Here is a 20,962-nt window from a genome sequence, read left to right on the forward strand (position 1 = left end):
CCGACATGAACAAGACGGCCGCGGCCGTCCCCGCACAGGCGGCCCGCACCGCCGAACCGCTGCTCAAGGTCACCGGCCTGGTCAAGCACTTCCCCATCAACAAGGGGCTGCTCCGGCGCCAGGCCGGGGCGGTCAAGGCCGTCGACGGCATCGACTTCGACGTCCGCCGCGGTGAGACCCTCGGCGTCGTCGGCGAGTCCGGCTGCGGCAAGTCGACCATGGGCCGGCTGATCACGCGGCTGCTCGAACCGACGGGCGGCACCGTCGAGTTCGAGGGCCGGGACATCACGCACCTGGGTGTCTCGGCCATGCGTCCGCTGCGCCGCGACGTCCAGATGATCTTCCAGGACCCGTACGGCTCCCTGAACCCGCGGCACACGGTCGGCGCGATCGTCAGCGCCCCGTTCAAGCTCCAGGGGGTCACCCCGGAGGGCGGTCTGAAGGCCGAGGTGCAGCGGCTGCTGTCGCTCGTGGGCCTCAACCCCGAGCACTACAACCGCTACCCGCACGAGTTCTCCGGCGGCCAGCGCCAGCGCATCGGCATCGCCCGCGCGCTCGCGCTCAAGCCGAAGCTGGTCGTCGCCGACGAGCCGGTCTCGGCGCTGGACGTCTCCATCCAGGCGCAGGTGGTCAACCTGCTCGACGACCTGCAGGAGGAGCTCGGCCTCACGTACGTGATCATCGCGCACGACCTGTCGGTCATCCGGCACGTGTCGGACCGGATCGCGGTCATGTACCTCGGGAAGATCGTCGAGCTCACCGACCGTACGTCGCTCTACTCGACGCCGATGCACCCGTACACCAAGGCCCTGCTCTCGGCCGTACCGGTGCCGGACCCGCGCCGGCGCGGTGCCAAGAGCGGCCGGATCCTGCTCAAGGGCGACGTGCCCTCGCCGATCTCTCCGCCCAGCGGCTGCCGCTTCCACACGCGGTGCTGGAAGGCCACGCAGATCTGCACCACGCAGGAGCCGCCGATGCTGGAACTGAAGACGGGCCACCAGGTGGCCTGCCACCACCCGGAGAACGCGCCCGACCAGGCGCCGGGGGACACGGCGCTGCCGGAGGCCGCGCAGGCGGCGGCGGTGGTCACCGACTAGCCGCTGCGCATCGCGGGCCTTCGGACCCCTGTGGGTCCACGGGTCCGTGCGGGCCGGGAGCGGGCGTGGTCGCCGGGTGGCGTCCGCGCCCGCCGGCGTCCGTGCCGGTCGGTGTCCGTGCCCGTCGGCGTCCGCGCCGGTGTACCCGCGCGGGTGCACGCCCGCACGCCCGTGCGGGTGCGCCGGGCGTGACCGGTCACAATGGCCGGGTGCTCCACGATCTCTTCCCGCCCGAAATCCAGCACGCGCTGGACCTCGCGGGCATCTTCGTCTTCGCCACGGCCGGCGCGCTGCTCGCCGTACGCAAGAACTTCGACGTCTTCGGCATCGCGGTGCTCGCGCTGGCCACCGCCCTCGGGGGCGGACTCTTCCGCGACCTGGTCATCGGGGCGGTCCCGCCGGCCGCCTTCGGCGAGCTGAGCTTCTTCGTCACCCCGCTGATCGCCGCCGCGCTCGTCTTCTTCCTCCACCCCGAGGTGCAGCGGATCAACCGCGCGATCAACGTCTTCGACGCGGCCGGGCTCGGCCTGTTCTGCGTCACCGGCACGACCAAGGCCTACGAGTACGGGCTCGGCCTGACCGCGTCCGCCGCGCTCGGCGTGGTGACGGCGGTCGGCGGCGGTGTGCTGCGCGACGTCCTCGCCAACGAGGTGCCCTCGCTGCTGCGCGACCGCGAGATGTACGCCGTCCCCGCGATGGTCGGCGCCTCCATGGTGGCCGTCTTCATCGGCCTGGGCGTGCTCAACCCGATGACCAGCGGATTCGCGGTGGTCACGGCCTTCGTGCTGCGGCTGCTGGCGATCCGGTACCACCTGCGGGCGCCGCTGGCCTGGAACCGGCGCTCCTCGGTGGCCGAGGAGCCGTAGGGCTGCGGGTGGGGCGCTGCACCTCGAAAAAGCTACCGCTTAGTAGCTACGAGGTGTAGTTTCGAGCCATGTCACACGCAGCAGCCAAGGCACCCATCGGCGACAGCGAGTTCGACCGCGACACCACCGTCACCCCGCGCGCGGGGGAGCCGGGGGTGTACGACGCGGAGCTCTCCGCCGGCTGGACGATCATCACCGCCGTCAACGGCGGCTACCTGCTGGCCCTGGTCGGCCGGGCCCTGTCGGCGGCCCTGCCGCACCCGGACCCCTTCACCGTCTCCGCGCACTACCTGAGCGCCTCGGTTCCCGGCCCCGCCGTGATCCGCACCGAGGTGGTCCGGATCGGCCGCACCCTCTCCACCGGGCAGGCCTCGCTCCTGCAGTACGACGAGCACGGCACCGAGGTCGAGCGGATCCGGGTCCTGGCCTCCTACGGCGACCTGTCCGCCCTGCCGGACGACGTCCGCACCACGGCCACGGTCCCCGCCATGCCCGCGTACGAGGACTGCATCGGCGCCGACGCCGGACCCGCCCCGATCCCGGGCAGCTCCGAGATCGTCGACCGGCTGCGGCTGCGCCTGGACCCGGCCACCGCCGGCTGGGCGCTGGGAGCGCCCTCCGGCAAGGGCGAGATGCGGGCCTGGTTCGAACTGGCCGACGGCCGGGACGCGGACCCGCTGTCCCTGCTGCTCGCGGTGGACGCGCTGCCGCCGACCGCGTTCGACCTCGGCCTGATCGGCTGGGCGCCGACCGTGGAACTCACCACGCATATCCGCCACCGCCCGGCCCCGGGCCCGCTGCGGGTCTCGATCACCACGCGCAACCTGGCGGGCGGCTTCCTGGAAGAGGACGCCGAGGTCTGGGACAGCGCCGACCGCCTGGTGGCCCAGTCCCGCCAGCTCGCCCGCTCCCCCCGCTCGTAGCCGGCCACCCGTCGCCTGGCCGGTCCCGGCCTTCGGGGCCGGGTGGGCCGGTGGGTGCACGGGTCGGTCCGGGCAGGTCTTCGGGCCCGCCGCCCCGTGCGTCGCGGCCGGATCGGGAGACGCGGCGGCAGCGGGAGGACGGGGGCCCCATAGAATCGGCTCACCATGGCCTACCTCGACCACGCCGCCACCACTCCGATGCTCCCGGAGGCCGTCGCGGCGATGACCGCGCAGTTCGCCACGACGGGTAACGCGTCCTCCCTGCACGCCGCCGGACGGCGGGCCCGACGCACCGTCGAGGAGGCCCGTGAGGCCCTCGCCGACGCGCTGGGGGCCCGGCCGAGCGAGGTGGTGTTCACCGCCGGCGGCACCGAGGCCGACAACCTCGCCGTCAAGGGCCTCTACTGGGCCCGGCGGGACGCCGACCCCGCCCGTACCCGGATCCTCGCCAGCCCCGTCGAGCACCACGCCGTCCTCGACGCGGTCCACTGGCTCGCCGAGCACGAGGGCGCCACCGTCGAGTACCTGCCCGTCGACCGCTACGGCCGCGTGCACCCCGAGGCCTTCCGCGAAGCCCTCTCCCACAATCCCGCCGACGTGGCCCTCGCCACCGTCATGTGGGCGAACAACGAGATCGGCACCGTCATGCCGGTGCGTGAACTCGCCGATGTCGCCCGCGAGTTCGAGGTACCCCTGCACGCCGACGCGGTCCAGGCCGTCGGTCAGCTCGACGTCTCCTTCGCCGACTCCCGCCTCGCCGCCATGACCGTCAGCGGCCACAAGATCGGCGGCCCGTACGGCATCGGCGCGCTGCTGCTCGGCCGCGACCAGAGCCCCGTGCCCGTCCTGCACGGCGGCGGGCAGGAGCGGCACGTGCGCTCCGGCACCCTCGACGTGCCCGCCATCGCCGCCTTCGCGGTCGCCGCGCAGCTCGCCGCCGAGCGGCGCGAGGCGTTCGCCCGTGACATCGGCGCCCTGCGCGACGAGCTGATCACGGCCGTCCGCTCGGCCGTGCCCGACGCCGTCCTCGGCGGCGACCCCGACGACCGGCTGCCCGCCAACGCCCACTTCAGCTTCCCCGGCTGCGAGGGCGACTCGCTGCTCCTGCTGCTGGACGCCCAGGGCATCGAGTGCTCCACCGGCTCCGCCTGCACCGCCGGCGTCGCCCAGCCCAGCCACGTGGTGCTCGCCACCGGCACCGACCCCGATCTCGCCCGCGGCACCCTGCGCTTCTCCCTGGGCCACACCTCCACCCACGAGGACGTGGCCGCGGTCGCGGCCGCCATCGGCCCCGCCGTCGAGCGCGCCCGTACCGCCGGACTCGTCTAGGGAGGGCGGCCCGGGGCCTAGCCCGCGGCCTTCAGGGCCTCGCGGACCAGGCCCAGGTAGCGGTTCCAGTCCCAGTGCTCCCCGGGGTCGGTGTGGTCGGCGCCCGGGATCTCGGAGTGGCCCACGAAGTGCCGGCGGTCGACGGGTATCCCGTGCCGCTTGCATATGTCGGCCGCCAGTCGCGCCGAGGCCGCGTACATCGCGTCCGTGAAGTCCTGCGGCCGGTGCACGAAGCCCACGTGCTCGATGCCGATACTGCGCTCGTTCATGGAGCGGTTGGCCGCGTGGAAGGCCACGTCGAGCTCGCGCACCATCTGCTCTATGTGGCCGTCCTGGCGCACGATGTAGTGCGCCGACGCCTTGTGCCAGGGGTTCTTGAAGGCGTCCACCGACGACTGGAAGCCACCCTGTGTGACATGGACCACGATCCGGTCCACCCGGTAGTCGTCGGGCCGGTCCGCCATCCGCCAGTTCGCCGGGGAGGCGGCCGTCCAGCTCGCCCCCACGTGGTCGATCTCGCCCTCCTTGCGCGGCTTGCGCACCCCCGGCAGCAGCCACCAGCCGCGCGCGATCTCCTCGCGGCCGATCACCGCGGCCGCCGCGAACACCCCGAGCCCCGTGAACAGCACCGCCCGGCGCGTTCTGCCGCGCTTGCCGGCCTTGCCGGACGCGTCGCCCTTGGCCGCCGTACCGCCGCCGTCCCCCGTGCCTGTCACGTGGATCACCCCCTGCTGCCGATAACGCGCTGTGACCCCGCCCGGTTCCCCGTACCCTGGAAGGCGCTATGACTGAGAACCTGCCGCGCCCCCGCCCGCTTCGCGTCCTGGCCGCCATGTCCGGCGGCGTCGACTCCGCCGTCGCCGCCGCCCGCGCCGTCGAAGCCGGGCACGACGTGACCGGCGTCCACCTCGCGCTCTCCGCGAACCCGCAGTCGTTCCGCACCGGCGCCCGCGGCTGCTGCACCATCGAGGACTCCCGTGACGCCCGCCGCGCCGCGGACGTCATCGGCATCCCCTTCTACTGCTGGGACCTCGCCGACCGCTTCCGCGAGGACGTGGTCGAGGACTTCATCGCCGAGTACGAGGCCGGCCGCACCCCGAACCCCTGCCTGCGCTGCAACGAGAAGATCAAGTTCGCGGCGCTGCTGGACAAGGCGCTCGCGCTCGGCTTCGACGCCGTCTGCACCGGCCACTACGCCACGGTCGTGGTGAACGAGGACGGCACCCGCGAGCTGCACCGGGCCAGCGACATGGCCAAGGACCAGAGCTACGTCCTCGGCGTCCTCGACGAGAAGCAGCTCGCCCACGCGCTGTTCCCCCTCGGTGACACGATCACCACCAAGGAGGAGATCCGCGCCGAGGCGGAGGCCCGTGGCCTGGCGGTCGCCAAGAAGCCCGACAGCCACGACATCTGCTTCATCGCCGACGGCGACACCCAGGGCTTCCTCGCCCAGCGGCTGGGCCGGGCCGAGGGCGACATCGTCGACGAGTCCGGCGCGAAGCTCGGCACCCACGAGGGCGCCTACGGCTTCACCATCGGCCAGCGCAAGGGCCTGCGGATCGGCCACCCCGCCGCCGACGGCAAGCCGCGCTACGTCCTGGACATCTCCCCGGTGAACAACACGGTCACCGTGGGCCCGGCCGCGTCCCTCGACGTCAGCGGCCTCACCGCGATCAGGCCCCGCTGGTGCGGTACGCCCCCGGCGGGCCCGGCGACGTACACCGCGCAGCTGCGCGCCCACGGCGGCGAGACCGAGGTCTTCGCGGAGGTCGTGGACGGCGAGCTGAAGGTCACCTTCACCGAGCCGGTCCGCGGCGTCGCCCCGGGCCAGGCGATCGTCCTGTACGACGGCACCCGCGTCGTCGGCTCGGCCACCATCGCCTCGACGATCCGGGCGACGGCGGCCGTCTAGCCCCGTACCCCGGTACGACGAGCGCCCCGGGCGCGGCCGCGAAGGCCGTACCCGGGGCGCTGTGGCTCGCGGCGTCGTGCGCCGGTCAGCCCTGGTCGTAGTAGCCGAAGATGTCGACGACGAGGTCGATGTTCCTTCCGCTGCGGTTGTAGAAGTCGACGATGCCGTTGGCGCCGGTGCTGGCCTGGACCAGGTTCGGCACGGTCTTGCCGGCCGTCCAGTTCAGGACCGAGGAGTTCGGCGGAGTCGGCCAGATGTCCTGGTCGTTGTCGTACTGCCACTCGGAGTTCGGGTCCGGGAAGACCGTGAGATGCCCGGCGCCGCTGGTGTTGGTGACCGTGGTGTTCAGCACCATGCCGGTGACCGCGGGGTCACCCGGGGCGAACTTCGAGTAGATGTAGGTGTCGCCCTCCAGCGGACCGTAGGACCATTGCGAGGAGTCGCGGGTGTCGAGCCACCGGCTCGGGCGGACCGGGAGGTAGGCGCTGCGGCCGTCCGGGCTGTAGTAGCCCACGACGTCGACGATCACGTCGGCCGGGGACACGCTGCCGTTGCGGACGATGATCTTGCCGTCCGCGCCGACCGGCACGATCACCGAGTTGGCGATCGTCTGGCCGCCGCTGAAGTTCACGTTGGACGTGTTCGGCGTGATCTGGCCGTTCGGGAACACGGTCAGGTGACCGGCCGCCCACGGGTTGGTGACCGTCACGTTGAGCGCCACGGCCTTGGCGCCGGCCGGGACGCCCCGGGTGCCGGCGACCTGGACGCCGAACTGGCCGCGCCCGGGGACCATGCCCTTGGACGTGCCCAGGCCCTCGCGGGTGTCGACGAAGCGGGTCGGGTCCACGGGCGTGTAGCCGTTGGCCGAGGACCGGGTGAAGTACCCCGTCACGTCGGCGATCAGGTCGACGCCCTGGCCGCCGTGGTTGTACAGGTTCACATAGCCGTTCTCACGGACCGGCACGATGACGAGGTTGGGCACCGAGTCGCCGGCCGCGTAGTTCACGTTCGACGTGGTCGGACGCTCGGAGCCGTCGGCGTAGGCGCGGATGTGACCGGCGGTCTTGGTGTTGGTGACCGTGACGTTGAGGACCACGGCGGTCACGCCGGCCGGGATGCCGTTGTTCCCGGCGATCTTCACGCGGGCCTCGCCCCACGCCGGTACCTGTGCGGCCTGGGCCGCGCCCGTGCCGTCCCGGGTGTCCAGCATGCGGCTGGGGCCGTGCGGGACGAAGTCGGATCCGGGGGTGACCACCGTGACCTCGTTGGTCGCCGGCGTGCCGCCCGCGCCGTCGGTCACGGTGACCTTGACCTTGTAGCTGCCGACCTCGGCGTACGTGTGCTGCGAGGTCTTGGTCTCGGTGCCGTTCGCGTACTCGGTGCTGGTCTTGCCGTCGCCCCACTCGATCACGACCGTGAGTGGCGTGGCCACGTTGCTGGTGATCTCGGACTTCAGCTCGATGGCGTGGGCGGTGATGCCCTTGCCGCTGAGGCCGACCTTGAGCTCGGCACCGGCCGTGGCGCCGGTCGCCTGCGGGGCGCCCGCCGCCTTGTTCTTCGCGGCCGGCGGGGTCTGCCGTGCCGTACGGTCGGCAGGGCTGCTGAAGGTGTAGGCGTTCGCGGCGGCCTTGTACGGGTCACCCGCGGACTTCACGCCGTGGACGCCGTCGGTGGACGGTCCCGCGGCCTGGGCCATGCCCCCCGGCATGATCCCGGCGCCGGCCGCGATCGCGATCGCGGCAGCGGAAAAAACGAGTCGGCGACTACGCACCGGCCCCCCATGTGTTGTCGAACATTCGAGTGGATCTCGAATGTGCGCTCACAGTACAGACCGGTGGGCAGTGCGCTGCCACTGGTTATGCGACCGTCAGGACGATCTTTCCCGTCGTCCTGCCGCGCTCGCCGATCTCGTGCGCCTTCGCCGCTTCCGACAGCGGCAGCACCGTGTCGATCTCGGGCTTCAGCAGCCCCCGCTCGACCAGCGCCGCGATCTCCTTCATGCCCTGGTGGTCCGGCTCCACGATCAGCCAGTCGGTGCGGAAGCCCGCCGCGTCCGCCGGGACGTCGTCCAGGCCGAGCAGGGACACCAGGTGGCCGCCGGGCCGCAGGACCTTCAGCGAGCGCCGCCCGTAGTCGCCGCCGATGCCGTCCAGGACGACGTCCACGTCGGAGAGGACCTCCGAGAAGTCCTGCTCCCGGTAGTCGATCAGCTCGTCCGCGCCCAGCGAGCGCAGCAGCTCGTGCTTGCCCGCGCTCGCGGTGCCGATCACGTACGCACCGCGCGCCTTGGCGATCTGGACGGCCAGGTGGCCGACCCCGCCCGCCGCCGCGTGCACCAGCACCCGCTGCCCCGGCCGTACGTCCGCCGTGTCCACCAGTGCCTGCCAGGCCGTGAGCGCCGCCAGCGGCAGGGCCGCGGCCGCGACGTGGTCGATGTCCGCCGGCTTGCGGACGAAGTGCCGGGCAGGCCCGGTGACGTACTCGGCGTACGCGCTCGCCTGGTGCGGGAAGCGCGGCATGCCGAAGACCTCGTCGCCCGGCTGGAACAGCGTCACGCCCCCGCCGACGGCCTCCACCACGCCCGAGACGTCCCAGCCCACCACCGGGACCTCCTGCCACGGGATGAAGGCGCCGCTGGCCCGGGTCTTCCAGTCCACCGGGTTCACGCCGGTGGCGTGCACCCGCACCAGGATCTCGGCCACGCCCGGCTCCGGGCGCTCGATCTCGCGCTCGACGAGCACCTCGGGACCGCCCCACTCGCTGACGACGATGGCACGCATATCGGGATCTCCTCTTGGTTCGACGTTGGCTCACGTACGCCGCCGGACCTGACCGGCGGCTGTGACCAGCATCGACGTGGACGCCACCGCACGGCGATGGCCAGACGGCCACCATGTGACAGAATCTGGCCATGCCCTCCAGTCGCCCGGTCCACCGCGTCGCCGTCCTCGCCCTCGAAGGCGTGCCCCCGTTCGAGCTCGGGATCCCCCCGCGTGTCTTCGGCAACGCCCGCGACGACGAGGGCCGCCCGCTGTACGAGGTCACCGTCTGCACGGCCGACGGGCAGCCCGTGACCAGCGACGCGGGGTTCCAGGTGGCCGTCACCGCGGGCCCCGAGGCGCTCGACGGCGCCGACACGGTGATCATCCCGCCCACCCACGCCATGGCCGAGCTGGCCCAGGGCGCCCCGCTCCCGCCGGACCTCGCCGCCGCGATCGCCCGGATCCGGCCGGGCACCCGGCTGGTGTCCATCTGCACCGGGTCGTACGTGCTCGCCGCGGCCGGGATGCTCGACGGCCGCCCCGCCACCACCCACTGGCAGAGCGCCCTGGAGTTCCGCCGCGCCTTCCCCCGCGTGAAGCTCGACGAGGACGTCCTGTTCGTCGACGACGGCGACATCCTCACCTCCGCGGGCGTGGCCGCCGGCGTCGACCTCTGCCTCTACCTCGTACGCCAGGACCACGGCAGCGCCGCCGCCAACCGCGTCGCCCGGCTGTGCGTCGTGCCGCCCTGGCGCGACGGCGGCCAGGCGCAGTACATCGACCGCCCGGTGCCCGAGCCCACCGTCGCCACCACCACCGCCACCCGGGCCTGGGCCCAGGAACGGCTCGACCAGCCGATCTCGCTGGGCGAGCTCGCCGAGCACGCCCGGATGAGCCTGCGGACCTTCACCCGCCGCTTCCGCGACGAGGTCGGCATGACCCCGGTCCAGTGGCTGACCGCGCAACGCCTGGAGCTGGCCCGCCAGTTGCTGGAGACCACCGATCTGTCCGTGGACCTGGTCGCACACCGCGCCGGGTTCGGCTCCGCGAACTCGCTGCGCCAGCACATGCGGGCGGCCATCGGCGTGTCACCGATCGCCTATCGCCGCACCTTTCAGCCAAGTCGACCCAATTCTCTTCTTGTGACGCATAGTTGAGCATCCGTCAGCCCTGTGTTCATACTGCACACGACCACCTCTCACCCAGGGGGAAACCGTGCGCAGAACAGCGAACAGGGCGGGTGCGGCGGTCATCGCCGCCGCAGCCGCCGCGGCACTGCTGGCGGGGCTGACCACCCCGGCCGGCGCCGCCCCGCCCCGCCCGTTACCGGCCGGCGGGCAGACCGCCGGGCAGACCGCCGGCCAGGCCACGGGCCAGGGACCGGCCCGCATCACCCTCATCACCGGGGACCGGGTGACGACCGACGCCGCGGGCCGGCCCGTCGGCATCGAACGCGCCAGGGGCCGCGAACACGTCCCGTTCGTCACCGAGCGGCAGGGCGACCGCATCAGCGTCGTCCCGCTCGACGCCCAGCGCCTGATCGCCGAGGGCCGCCTCGACGCCCGCCTCTTCGACCTCACGGAGCTGCGCCGCCCGGAGCACCTCCGGCGCGGCGACGACCTCCAGCTGATCATCGGCTACGAGAGCGCCGCCCCGGCCGCGCGGGCCGCCCCGTCCGCCCGGGCCGGCGTACGCGCCACCCCCGGCCTGCGGGTCTCCCATGCGTACGACACCCTGGCCGCCGACGCCGTCAGCGCGGCCCCGCGCGACGCGGCCGCCGTCTGGGAAGCCCTCACCGACCTCACCCCGTCCGCCGCGGGAGGCCCGGGCCGGCGCACCACCGCCCCCGGGATCGCCACCGTCTGGCTGGACGGCGTCCGCACCGCCCGGCTGGACCGCAGCACCCGGCAGATCGGCGCCGACCGGGCCTGGGCCGCCGGGTACGACGGCACCGGCGTGAAGATCGCGGTCCTCGACACCGGGATCGACGCCACCCACGCCGACCTGGCCGGCAAGGTCGCCGCCGCCCAGAACTTCTCCACCGACGCCGACCCCCTCGACCACGTCGGCCACGGCACGCACGTCGCGTCCATCGCCGTGGGCAGCGGCGCCCGCTCCGGCGGCGCCTTCAAGGGCGTCGCACCCGGCGCCACGCTCCTCGACGGCAAGGTGCTCAACCAGGCCGGCGGCGGCTACGAGTCCGGCATCCTCGCCGGCATGGAGTGGGCCGCCGCCCAGGGCGCCGACATCGTCAACCTCAGCCTCGGCGGCCCCGACACCCCGCAGACCGACCCGCTCGAAGCGGCCGTGAACAGGCTCTCCGCCGAGCGCGGCATCCTCTTCGCCGTCTCCGCGGGCAACAGCGGAGCCCGCGGCGCGGGCTCCATCTCCTCGCCCGGCAGCGCCGACGCCGCCCTCACCGTCGGAGCCGTCGACGACGCCGACGTCCTCGCCCCCTTCTCCAGCCGCGGCCCGCGCACCGGCGACGGCGCGGTCAAGCCCGATGTCACCGCCCCCGGCGTGGACATCACCGCGGCCGCCGCCCCCGGCAGCGTCATCGACCGCGAGGTCGGCCAGAACCCGCCCGGGTACCTGACCATCTCCGGCACCTCCATGGCCGCCCCGCACGCCGCCGGCGCCGCCGCGCTGCTCAAGCAGCAGCACCCGCGGTGGACGGGCGCCGACTTCAAGGGGGTCCTCACCGGATCCGCCCGCGCCGGCTCCCACACGCCCTTCCAGCAGGGCAGCGGCCGTATCGCCGTGGACCGGGCGCTCGGCCAGAGCGTCGTGGCCGAGCCGGTGTCGGCGGTGTTCGGCGTCCAGCCGTGGCCGCACCACGACGACACCCCGCAGACCCGGCAGGTCGCCTACCGCAACCTGGGCGACACCCCCGTCACCCTCGACCTCGCCGTCGAGGGCACCGCGCCCGGCGGCGCGCCCGCCCCGGCCGGCTTCTTCGGGCTCGACGCCGCGCGGGTGACCGTACCGGCGGGCGGCAGCGCGAGCGTCGGGCTGACCGTGGACACCCGGCTCGGCGGCACGCAGGACGGCACCTACCACGCGTACGTCGTCGCGACCGGCGGCGGGCAGAGCGTGCGGACGGCCGTCGCCGCCGACCGCGAGCCCGAGTCGTACGACCTGACGATCCGCCACCTCGGCCGCGACGGGGCCCCGCCCGGCGCCTACCGGACCACCGTCCAGGGCACCGAGGGCGCCGCCGCCGGCCGCCGCTTCCAGCCCTACGACGCCTCCGGCACCGTCACCGTGCGCGTCCCGCGCGGCGGCTACCTGCTCAACGCCAACCTGGCCGCGGACCCCGCCGACCAGAACAAGGGCGTCGACTGGATCGCCCAGCCCCGCCTGGAGATCACCGGCGACACCACGGTGACCGTGGACGCGCGCACCGCGCGGCCGGTGGACATCACCGTCCCCTCGGCCACCGCCGTCCAGGGCTTCGCCGTCCCCAGCTACACCCTGCGCACCGCGGGCCCGCGCTACGGCTTCTCCTGGCTCCTGGACTCCTACGCCGCCCTGCGCACCCGGCACCTGGGCCCCGACGCCGCTCCCGGCACGCTCAACCAGCAGTGGGACGCCCACTGGTCGGACGGCCCGCAGGAGGAGTACCACGTGGCCCTCGGCGGCCCGGTGGACCGCCTCGGCACCGGCTACACCCGCCACCTGCGCCCGCGCGACCTGGCCACCGTGGCCGTGGAACAGGGCAGTTCGGCCGCCGGCCAGCAGGGCATCCTGACGGTCCTGGGCTGGCTGCCCTCCGAGGACGGCGCCAGCGGGTCCTGGGCGCCGCGGCCGCTGCCCACGACGGCGACGCTGCGGCTCTCCACCGTGGACCGGGTGCGCTGGGAGATGACCTTCGAGCAGGCCGACGGCGTGGACGAGAACGGCTTCCCGCGGATCCGCAGCCTCTACGCCCTGGACGCCCCGCGCACCTTCGAGGGCGGCCGCCACTACCGCGAGCGGTTCAACACGGCCGTCTTCGGTCCGCGGTCCGACGGCGCCCTCGGGATCCACCGCACCGGGAACACGATCACGGGCGCCGGTCTGCCGCTGCTGGCCGACGGCGAGGGCCACATCGGCGAGCTGTACGGCGTCACCGGTGACACCGTCCTCTACCGCAACGGTGTCGTGGCCGCGCGCACCGACCGCCCGCTGCCGCTGAGCGGCTCCCTGGCCGTCCCGCCGGACCCGGGCGCGTCCGCGACGTACCGGCTGACGACGCGGATGGACCACGACCCGGCGCTGGGCGGGACCTCCACGCGGATCCTGGCGAGCTGGACCTTCCGCTCGCAGGAGAGCGCGGAGCGCACCCGGCTGCCCGCCTCCACGGTCCGCTTCACGCCGCGGACCTCCCTGTCCGGCACCCTTCCGGCGAGCCGCACGGTGCGGGTCCCGGTCACCGTCCAGGGGCCGGCGGCGGACACGGGGGTGCGCTCGCTGAGCGTGTACGCGTCGTACGACGACGGCTACACGTGGCTGCCGCTGACCGTGAAGGACGGCGCGGCGCAGGTGAAGAACCCGGCGCGGGGCGGCGCGGTCTCGCTGCGCGGCGTCGTGACCGACACGGCGGGCAACCGCTCGGAGGTGAGCGTGATCCGCGCATACCTGACGGACTGAGGGCCGGTCCATGACCCCGGAGGTCATCGCCTCCGGGGCCACCGCCCGGCAGGATCGTTTCCGCGAAGCAGTCCACGTACTCCGAGGGAGCACTCGCCATGACCGCGTACGCCATCGCCCACATCCGCCCCACGCAGCTGAACGAGGACATCCTCACGTACCTCGAGGCCATCCAGGCGACCCTGGACCCCTTCGGCGGCCGGTTCCTCGTCCACGGCGCCGAGGTCGAGGTCCTCGAAGGGCCCTTCCCCGGCACGGTGGTGATGATCGCCTTCCCCGGCATGGAGGCCGCCCGCGCCTGGTACGCCTCCGAGCCCTACCAGGCCATCCTGCCGCTGCGCACCCGCCACATGGAGGGCGAGGTCGTCCTCGTCGAGGGCGTCCCCGCCGGGTACGAGGCCGGGAAGACCGCCGCCCGGCTGCGCACCGAGGCCGGCCTCTGACGGACCGCCGGTGGCCCCGGCCCGCGCGGGCCGGGGCCACCGGCCGGACCGGCCGGGGCCGTCGGCTCCGCGCCGGGGTTCGCCACGGCCGGGCCCGGGCGGGGTGCGAGCATGGTCGGCATGGCTACTCACCTCATCACCGGTGCCGGTTCCGGCATCGGCGCCGCCGTCGCCGACCGCCTCCACGCCCGCGGCGACGAGCTCGTCCTGCTGGCCCGGGACGCCGCCCGGGGCAAGGAGCTCACCTCCCGCTACCCCGGTTCGCGCGCGCTCGTCGCCGACCTCGCCGACCCCGACCGGATCTCCTGGGCCTTCTCCCACCAGGCGCTGCCCGACCGGCTCGACTCCCTGCTGCACGTCGCCGGGATCGTCGACCTCGGTCCCGTCGGCGAACTGCGCCCCAGGACCTGGCACCAGCAGCTCAACGTGAACCTGATCGCGCCCGCCGAGATCACCCGGCTGCTGCTGCCCTCGCTGCGCGCCGCCCAGGGCCAGGTCGTCTTCGTCAACTCCGGCGCCGGCCTGACCGCCCACGCCGAGTGGGGCGCGTACGCCGCCTCCAAGCACGGCCTCAAGGCCCTGGCCGACTCCCTGCGGGCGGAGGAGAAGCCGAACGGGATCCGCGTGACGTCCGTCTACCCCGGCCGTACCGCCACCCCCATGCAGGCCAAGGTCCACTCCCAGGAGGGCAAGCAGTACGACCCCGCCGCCTGGATCGACCCCGCCTCCGTCGCCACGACCGTCCTGATGGCCGTCGACCTGCCGCGCGACGCCGAGGTCAACGACCTGACCGTGCGGCCGGGCCGATGACCGCGACCGGAGTCGGCTCCCTGCCCGGCGGTGACGCCCGGGAGGCCGCGAAGGTCGTCACCGGCACCTTCGAGGACTTCCCGTACCTGCCCGAGCTGCCCGCCCGCGGCCCCGGCGCCGACATGATCGGCCGCTCGCTCGGCCTGCTCGTCGACATGTACGCGCACGTGGAGCCCAGCGGCTGGCGGATCAGCGACCGGCCGGGCCGCGACACCAAGCGGGCCCGCTCCTGGCTCGGGGAGGACCTCGACGCGCTGGAGGAGTTCACCCAGGGGTACGAGGGGAAGCTGAAGGTCCAGGCCGTCGGCCCGTGGACGCTCGCCGCCGCCCTGGAGCTGCGCGGCGGCGAGGCACTGCTCCAGGACCCCGGCGCCTGCCGGGACCTGGCCGGATCGCTCGCCGAGGGACTGCGCGCGCACCTGGCCGACGTGCGCAAACGGATCCCCGGCGCCGAGGTCGTGCTCCAGTTCGACGAGCCGTCGCTGACCGCCGTGCTCAGCGGGCGGGTGCGGACCGCCAGCGGCTACCGCACCTACCGGGCCGTGGACCGCCAGGTCGTGGAGGCCGCCCTGCGCGAGCTGTTCGCCGTCCACGACGGGGACGTGATCGTGCACTCCTGCGCGCCCGCCGTCCCCTTCGCCCTGCTGCGCCGGGCCGGCGTCACGGGCGTGTCGTTCGATTTCTCGCTGCTCACGGAGCGCGAGGACGACGCCCTGGGCGAGGCCGTCGAGGGCGGGACGAAGCTCTTCACCGGAGTGGTGGCGGGCACCGACGGTCCGTTGTCGGACCCGGCCGGTAGCGTCATGGGTGTCAGGAAGCTTTGGCGCAGGCTGGGGCTGGCCCCGGGGGCTCTGGAGGAGTCCGTCGTGGTCACCCCGTCGTGCGGACTGGCGGGCGCTTCGCCCGGCTACGCCCGCGCGGTGCAGGCGCACTGCGTCAGGGCGGCGAAGTCGCTCGCCGACAACCCTGAGTGACGGACCGGACGGGCCACGGGAGGACACGGCATGGCAGCCGAACAGCAGGACACGGCAGTACCGACGGCGGCGCGTGAGCAGCACGCCCTGCTCGCCGAGCAGGTCGAGGAGCACCGCTTCCGGTACTACGTCAACGACCAGCCGGTCGTCAGCGACGCCGAGTTCGACCAGCTGCTGCGCTCGCTGGAGGCACTGGAGGAGCAGTACCCGGAGCTGCGCACGCCCGATTCGCCCACCCAGAAGGTCGCCGGGGCGTACGAGACGGACTTCGCCTCCGTCGAGCACCGCGAGCGCATGATGTCGCTCGACAACGCCTTCGACGACGAGGAGCTGGCGGCCTGGGCCGAGCGGGTGGCCCGGGACACCGGCACCGCCGCGTACCACTACCTGTGCGAGCTCAAGGTGGACGGCCTCGCCGTCAACCTCACCTACGAGCACGGCCGCCTCACCCGCGCCGCCACCCGCGGCGACGGCCGCACCGGCGAGGACATCACGCCCAACGTGCGCACCATCGCCGAGATCCCCGACCGGCTGGCGGGGCCGGACGTCCCCGCGCTCGTGGAGATCCGCGGCGAGGTCTTCTTCCCGATGGAGAAGTTCGAGGAGCTCAACGCCCGCCTCGTCGAGGCGGGCGACAAGCCCTTCGCCAACCCGCGCAACGCGGCCGCCGGATCGCTGCGCCAGAAGGACCCGAAGGTCACCGCCACCCGCCCGCTGCACATGGTGGTGCACGGCATCGGCGCCCGCGAGGGCCTGGAGATCGACCGCCTCTCGCAGGCCTACGAGCTGCTGCGCCGGTGGGGCCTGCCCACCGCCCAGCACAACAAGGTGGTCTCCACGCTCGACGAAGTCCGCCGGTTCATCCGCCACTTCGGTGACCAGCGGCACTCCGTCGAGCACGAGATCGACGGCGTGGTCGTCAAGCTGGACGAGATCCCGCTGCAGGGCCGGCTCGGCTCCACCGCGCGCGCCCCGCGCTGGGCCATCGCCTGGAAGTACGCGCCGGAGGAGGTCAACACCAAGCTCGTCGACATCAAGGTCGGCGTCGGCCGCACCGGCCGGGTCACCCCGTACGCGCAGGTGGAGCCGGTGAAGGTGGCCGGTTCCGAGGTGGAGTTCGCCACCCTGCACAACCAGGAGGTGGTCAAGGCCAAGGGCGTGCTCATCGGCGACACCGTGGTGCTGCGCAAGGCGGGCGACGTCATCCCCGAGATCCTCGGCCCGGTCGTCGACCTGCGCGACGGCACCGAGCGGGAGTTCGTGATGCCCGCCGAGTGCCCGGAGTGCGCCACCCCGCTGCGGGCGATGAAGGAGGGCGACATCGACCTGCGCTGCCCCAACGGCCAGACCTGCCCGGCGCAGTTGCGCGAGCGGCTGTTCTACCTGGCCGGCCGGCAGTGCCTGGACATCGAGAACTTCGGCGCGGTGGCCGCGGCCGCGCTCACCAACCCGCTGGAGCCCGCCCGGCCGCCGATGCTCGACGAGGGCGACCTGTTCGCGCTGACCGTCGAGCAGCTGCTGCCCATCAAGGCGTACGTCCGCGACGCCGACAGCGGCCTGCCCAAGCGCGACCCGAAGACCGGCGAGGAGAAGGTCGTCACCGTCTTCGCCAACCAGGACGGCGAGCCGAAGAAGAACACGCTGTCCATGCTGGCGAACATCGAGGCCGCCAAGGACCGCCCGCTCGCCCGCGTCATCAACGGTCTGTCGATCCGTCATGTCGGCCCGGTGGCCGCGGAGGCGCTGGCCCGCGAGTTCCGGTCCATCGAGCGCATCGAGCAGGCCAGCGAGGAGGAGCTCACCGCCACTGAGGGCGTCGGCGCGATCATCGCCGCCTCGCTCAAGGAATGGTTCGCCGTCGACTGGCACCAGGAGATCCTGCGCAAGTGGCGCGCGGCCGGGGTCCGGATGGAGGAGGAGGGTTCCGGCGAGGAGGTCGGCCCGCGCCCGCTGGAGGGGCTGACCGTGGTCGTCACCGGCACTTTGCAGAACCACACCCGGGACGGCGCCAAGGACGCCCTGCAGAGCCGCGGCGCGAAGGTCACCGGCTCCGTGTCCAAGAAGACCTCCTTCGTCGTGGTCGGCGACAACCCCGGTTCCAAGTACGACAAGGCCGTGCAGCTGAAGCTGGCCATCCTCGACGACGCCGGATTCGAGGTCCTGCTGGAGCAGGGCCCGGACGCGGCGCGCGCGGCCGCCCTTCCGGTGGAGGGCGCGGCCGAGGAGGAGCCGAAGGCGCCCGCGGGGGAGTAGCGAAGGCGAACGGATGCGTGGCGTGCGGCCGTACGGGCGGGCGCACGCCCGGCGCGGCACCCGGTCGCAAAGGGCCGGCCGGGGGCTAGCCGCAGGGCGGTGAGCTGTCGGATCATCGGATGGGTGACAGGGGGGTCCCGGTCCGAACTCACCCGTTCGGCGGATACCGTACTGATGACGATGGCTGGGGCACATTCGGGCAACCGCCGCCGACCGCTGCCCCTGGGAGCCTCCTGCGGCCTACTGTTGAGGGGTGCGCCTGTCGTGCACGGCTGCGTGATGCGCTTCGGAGTCGTGATGGCATGACATCGGGGCCATCGCGTGACATCGGCATCGCCGGCTGTGAGAGGGACGGGCATGAAACCCACCGAAAGCGCCGACCCGTCACCTGATGTCGGCGGGGACGTTCCGTCGTGGCGGACGGGCCGGTTCGGGATTCTGGGCACCAGAGCTCCACAGACGCACCCGCTCGACACCGGCACGGGGGCGCAGGGAGCGGGACCGCGCCCCGTGCTGCCCCTGGTTGTCGTGGGCCTGTCCGTCCTCGTCCTCGCCCTCGGCCTCGTCCGCGCACTGAGCGAGCGTCAGGCCCTGTTCCCCGGCGGCAGCGTGGGCTGGGCGCTGGCCCTGCTCACCGGCATCATCGTCGGCCACCTCGTCGCGCTCGGCCGCGACCGCTGGTGGGGCGGCACCGGCTCGGGCGCCGCCCTCACCCTCGGGGTTCTGCTCCTGTACGGCTGGCTGCCCGCCGGCCTGGTCTCGCTGGCGGTGGTCTCCCTGGTCGGGGCCGCCCGCCGGCACCGCTGGCGACAGGGGCTGCTGCACGGCTCCGTCGACATCCTCGGCATCGGAGCGGCGGCGCTGCTGCTCGCCGCGCTCGGCGAGAACCCCTCGGTGGAGACCCCCTGGAGGCCGACCGGCTGGACGCTGGAGGCGGCCCCCCAGGTCGCGCTGGTGGCGGTCACGTACCTCGCGGTCACCCGGGTGCTGCTGTGGCTGGCGCTGTCCCCGCGGGGCGGCGGACTGCCGACGGTGGCCCGCACGGCCCTGCTGCGGCAGGGCCTGGTCGCCGTCGCCCTGCTGGGCATCGCCCCCCTGATCTGCGTCGTCGCCGTCACCGTGCCCGTCCTGCTGCCGCTGTTCGCCGTCCCCCTCATCGCCCTCGACTCCACGCTGTGGATCGCCCGGGCGCGGGCCGAGGAACAGCTGCGCGACCCGCTGACCGGACTGCCGAACCGGCAGTGGCTGCTGGAGCGGGCGTGGACCGCGCTGGACGAGGCTGAACGTTTGGGCACCCGGTCAGCTCTTGTGCTGATCGACCTGGACCGGTTCCGCGCCGTCAACGACACGCTGGGCCATCTGGCGGGCGACCGCCTGCTGCTCCAGATCGCCGACCGGCTGCGCCAGGCCCTGCCCGAGGACGCCGAGGCCGCCCGGCTCGGCGGCGACGAGTTCGCCGTCCTGCTGCCCGTCGCCGACTCGCAGACCAGCGCCCAGCGGGTGGCCCGCAACCTGGTGGCCGAGCTCAGCTCCCCCCTCGACCTCGACGGACTCACCCTGGTCCTGGAGGCCAGCGCGGGCCTGGCGGTCTACCCCGACCACGCCCTGGACGCGGAGGGCCTGCTGCGGCGGGCCGACGTCGCCATGTACCAGGCGAAGCGGGACCGCACGGGCGTCGAGGTCTACGAGTCCAAGCGCGACAGCAACACCCCCGACCGGCTGGGGCTCCTCGGCGACCTGCGGCGGGCGCTCGACGCGGGCGAGGTCGAGCTCCACTACCAGCCGAAGGTGCGCTTCGACGGACACGTGGCGGGACTGGAGGCCCTGGTCCGCTGGGTCCACCCGGAGCGGGGGCGGGTCTCGCCGGACGAGTTCATCGCGATCGCCGAGACCTCCGGCCTGATGCCCCACCTGACCGAGTACGTCCTCGAGACCGCCCTGGCCCAGGTCGCGCGGTGGCGCGCGCAGGGCCTGAAGGTGCCGGTCGCCGTGAACGTCTCGCCGCGCGACGTGCACACCCCCGGGTTCGCGGGCGCGGTCGCCGCGCGGCTGGCCCGGCACGGGGTCCCGGCGAGCGGCCTGCAGCTGGAGATAACGGAACACGTGCTGCTGGAGGACCCGCAGCGGGCGGCCGACACCATGGCGGGCCTGACGGGCCACGGCGTGAAGATGTCCCTGGACGACTTCGGCACGGGCTACTCCTCCCTGGTGCACCTGCGGCGGCTGCCGGTCAGCGAGCTGAAGATCGACCGCTCGTTCGTGGCCCGGCTGGCGGTGGACGCGCAGGACGCGGAGATCGTCCGCTGCACCGTCGACCTGGCCCACTCCCTCGGCCTGCTGGTCGTCGCCGAGGGCGTGGAGGACGACGAGACCTGGGAGCGCCTGCGCGACCTGGGCTGCGACGCCGTCCAGGGCTGGCTGGTCGCCGCCGCGATGCCGCCGCAGGAGGCCACCGCCTGGCTCCTGGCCCGCGGCGAACGCGGCTGGCGCCGCCCGGCGGACCTGGCGGCGGCCGAAGCCGACGCCCCGGTGACGTAGAGCTCCCCTCCCCCCGGGGCCCCGGACAGGGCCCGGGGGTGTTATCCGTTTCGTGGTGCGTGGGGCCAGCCCCCTAGGATTGGGCCCGAAACTACACACTCACCACCCCCAGAGGATCGCTGCATGCCTGGCATCACGCGCGAGGAGGTCGCCCACCTCGCTCGGCTGGCGCGTCTGGAACTCGCCGACGAAGAGCTCGTGCACTTCGCCGGACAGCTCGACGACATCATCGGCGCGGTCGCCCGCGTCGCCGAGGTCGCCGACCAAGACGTCCCGCCGACCTCCCACCCGCTGCCGCTGACCAACGTCATGCGCGCGGACGAGGTCCGACCGTCGCTCACCCCCGAGCAGGCGCTCTCCGGCGCCCCGGCACAGGAGCAGCAGCGTTTCAAGGTGCCGCAGATCCTGGGGGAGGACTAATCA

At 73.5% G+C, this 20,962-nt stretch carries 16 protein-coding genes; 13 read left to right on the forward strand and 3 right to left on the reverse strand.

Translation table 11 applies throughout. The annotated features are described in order from the left end of the window. Nucleotides 1-5: 5 nt before the first annotated feature. The 4 genes from ACZ6KO_RS18070 to ACZ6KO_RS18085 all read left to right on the forward strand — a co-directional run bounded on the left by ACZ6KO_RS18070 (nt 6) and on the right by ACZ6KO_RS18085 (nt 4,215). Complete coding sequence (locus ACZ6KO_RS18070) at nt 6-1,097, forward strand: ABC transporter ATP-binding protein (RefSeq protein ID WP_469304910.1); 1,092 nt, start codon at nt 6-8, stop codon at nt 1,095-1,097. A 209-nt stretch (nt 1,098-1,306) separates the two neighbouring features. Then, nucleotides 1,307-1,963: a trimeric intracellular cation channel family protein gene (locus ACZ6KO_RS18075; protein ID WP_469304911.1), complete on the forward strand. Its 657-nt coding sequence runs from the start codon at nt 1,307-1,309 to the stop codon at nt 1,961-1,963. A 68-nt stretch (nt 1,964-2,031) separates the two neighbouring features. Beyond that, nucleotides 2,032-2,886, forward strand: a complete 855-nt coding sequence (locus ACZ6KO_RS18080) for a thioesterase family protein (RefSeq protein WP_469304912.1) — start codon at nt 2,032-2,034, stop codon at nt 2,884-2,886. A gap of 165 nt (nt 2,887-3,051) precedes the next feature. Next, a complete protein-coding gene (locus ACZ6KO_RS18085; RefSeq protein WP_469304913.1) occupies nt 3,052-4,215 on the forward strand; it encodes a cysteine desulfurase family protein in 1,164 nt (387 codons plus the stop codon). Between the two features lie 17 nt (nt 4,216-4,232). Here ACZ6KO_RS18085 and ACZ6KO_RS18090 read toward each other — a convergent pair whose 3' ends face one another. Beyond that, complete coding sequence (locus tag ACZ6KO_RS18090; protein WP_469304914.1) at nt 4,233-4,931, reverse strand: N-acetylmuramoyl-L-alanine amidase; 699 nt, start codon at nt 4,929-4,931, stop codon at nt 4,233-4,235. A 68-nt stretch (nt 4,932-4,999) separates the two neighbouring features. On the opposite strand from ACZ6KO_RS18090, the gene mnmA reads away from it, so the two are divergent. Continuing rightward, entirely contained in the window at nt 5,000-6,127 is a 1,128-nt protein-coding gene (mnmA, locus tag ACZ6KO_RS18095; RefSeq protein ID WP_469304915.1) for a tRNA 2-thiouridine(34) synthase MnmA, read from the forward strand. Between the two features lie 85 nt (nt 6,128-6,212). On the opposite strand, the gene ACZ6KO_RS18100 is transcribed toward mnmA, so the two are convergent. Beyond that, a complete protein-coding gene (locus ACZ6KO_RS18100) occupies nt 6,213-7,898 on the reverse strand; it encodes a PKD domain-containing protein (RefSeq protein WP_469304916.1) in 1,686 nt (561 codons plus the stop codon). A gap of 85 nt (nt 7,899-7,983) precedes the next feature. Continuing rightward, nucleotides 7,984-8,907, reverse strand: coding sequence for an NADP-dependent oxidoreductase (locus tag ACZ6KO_RS18105; protein ID WP_469304917.1), 924 nt, complete (start codon nt 8,905-8,907; stop codon nt 7,984-7,986). Between the two features lie 131 nt (nt 8,908-9,038). On the opposite strand from ACZ6KO_RS18105, the gene ACZ6KO_RS18110 reads away from it, so the two are divergent. The 8 genes from ACZ6KO_RS18110 (at nt 9,039) to gatC (ending at nt 20,959) form a co-directional block, all read left to right on the forward strand. After that, entirely contained in the window at nt 9,039-10,046 is a 1,008-nt protein-coding gene (locus ACZ6KO_RS18110; protein WP_469304918.1) for a GlxA family transcriptional regulator, read from the forward strand. A gap of 58 nt (nt 10,047-10,104) precedes the next feature. Further along, complete coding sequence (locus ACZ6KO_RS18115; protein WP_469304919.1) at nt 10,105-13,521, forward strand: S8 family peptidase; 3,417 nt, start codon at nt 10,105-10,107, stop codon at nt 13,519-13,521. A 98-nt stretch (nt 13,522-13,619) separates the two neighbouring features. Beyond that, complete coding sequence (locus ACZ6KO_RS18120) at nt 13,620-13,964, forward strand: DUF1330 domain-containing protein (RefSeq protein WP_469304920.1); 345 nt, start codon at nt 13,620-13,622, stop codon at nt 13,962-13,964. Between the two features lie 120 nt (nt 13,965-14,084). Next, on the forward strand, nt 14,085-14,774 hold the full coding sequence (locus tag ACZ6KO_RS18125; RefSeq protein WP_469304921.1) for an SDR family oxidoreductase: 690 nt from the start codon (nt 14,085-14,087) through the stop codon (nt 14,772-14,774). Continuing rightward, complete coding sequence (locus ACZ6KO_RS18130; protein WP_469304922.1) at nt 14,771-15,748, forward strand: methionine synthase; 978 nt, start codon at nt 14,771-14,773, stop codon at nt 15,746-15,748. The genes ACZ6KO_RS18125 and ACZ6KO_RS18130 overlap by 4 nt, the downstream gene beginning before the upstream one ends. Nucleotides 15,749-15,778: 30 nt before the next feature. Beyond that, nucleotides 15,779-18,001: an NAD-dependent DNA ligase LigA gene (gene ligA / locus ACZ6KO_RS18135; protein ID WP_469304923.1), complete on the forward strand. Its 2,223-nt coding sequence runs from the start codon at nt 15,779-15,781 to the stop codon at nt 17,999-18,001. 513 nt (nt 18,002-18,514) lie between these two features. Further along, entirely contained in the window at nt 18,515-20,539 is a 2,025-nt protein-coding gene (locus tag ACZ6KO_RS18140) for a putative bifunctional diguanylate cyclase/phosphodiesterase (protein ID WP_469305015.1), read from the forward strand. Between the two features lie 123 nt (nt 20,540-20,662). Then, nucleotides 20,663-20,959: an Asp-tRNA(Asn)/Glu-tRNA(Gln) amidotransferase subunit GatC gene (gene gatC / locus ACZ6KO_RS18145; protein WP_401452716.1), complete on the forward strand. Its 297-nt coding sequence runs from the start codon at nt 20,663-20,665 to the stop codon at nt 20,957-20,959. Nucleotides 20,960-20,962 lie beyond the last annotated feature (3 nt).

The sequence above is a fragment of the Streptomyces sp. NPDC042102 genome, from assembly GCF_055582305.1.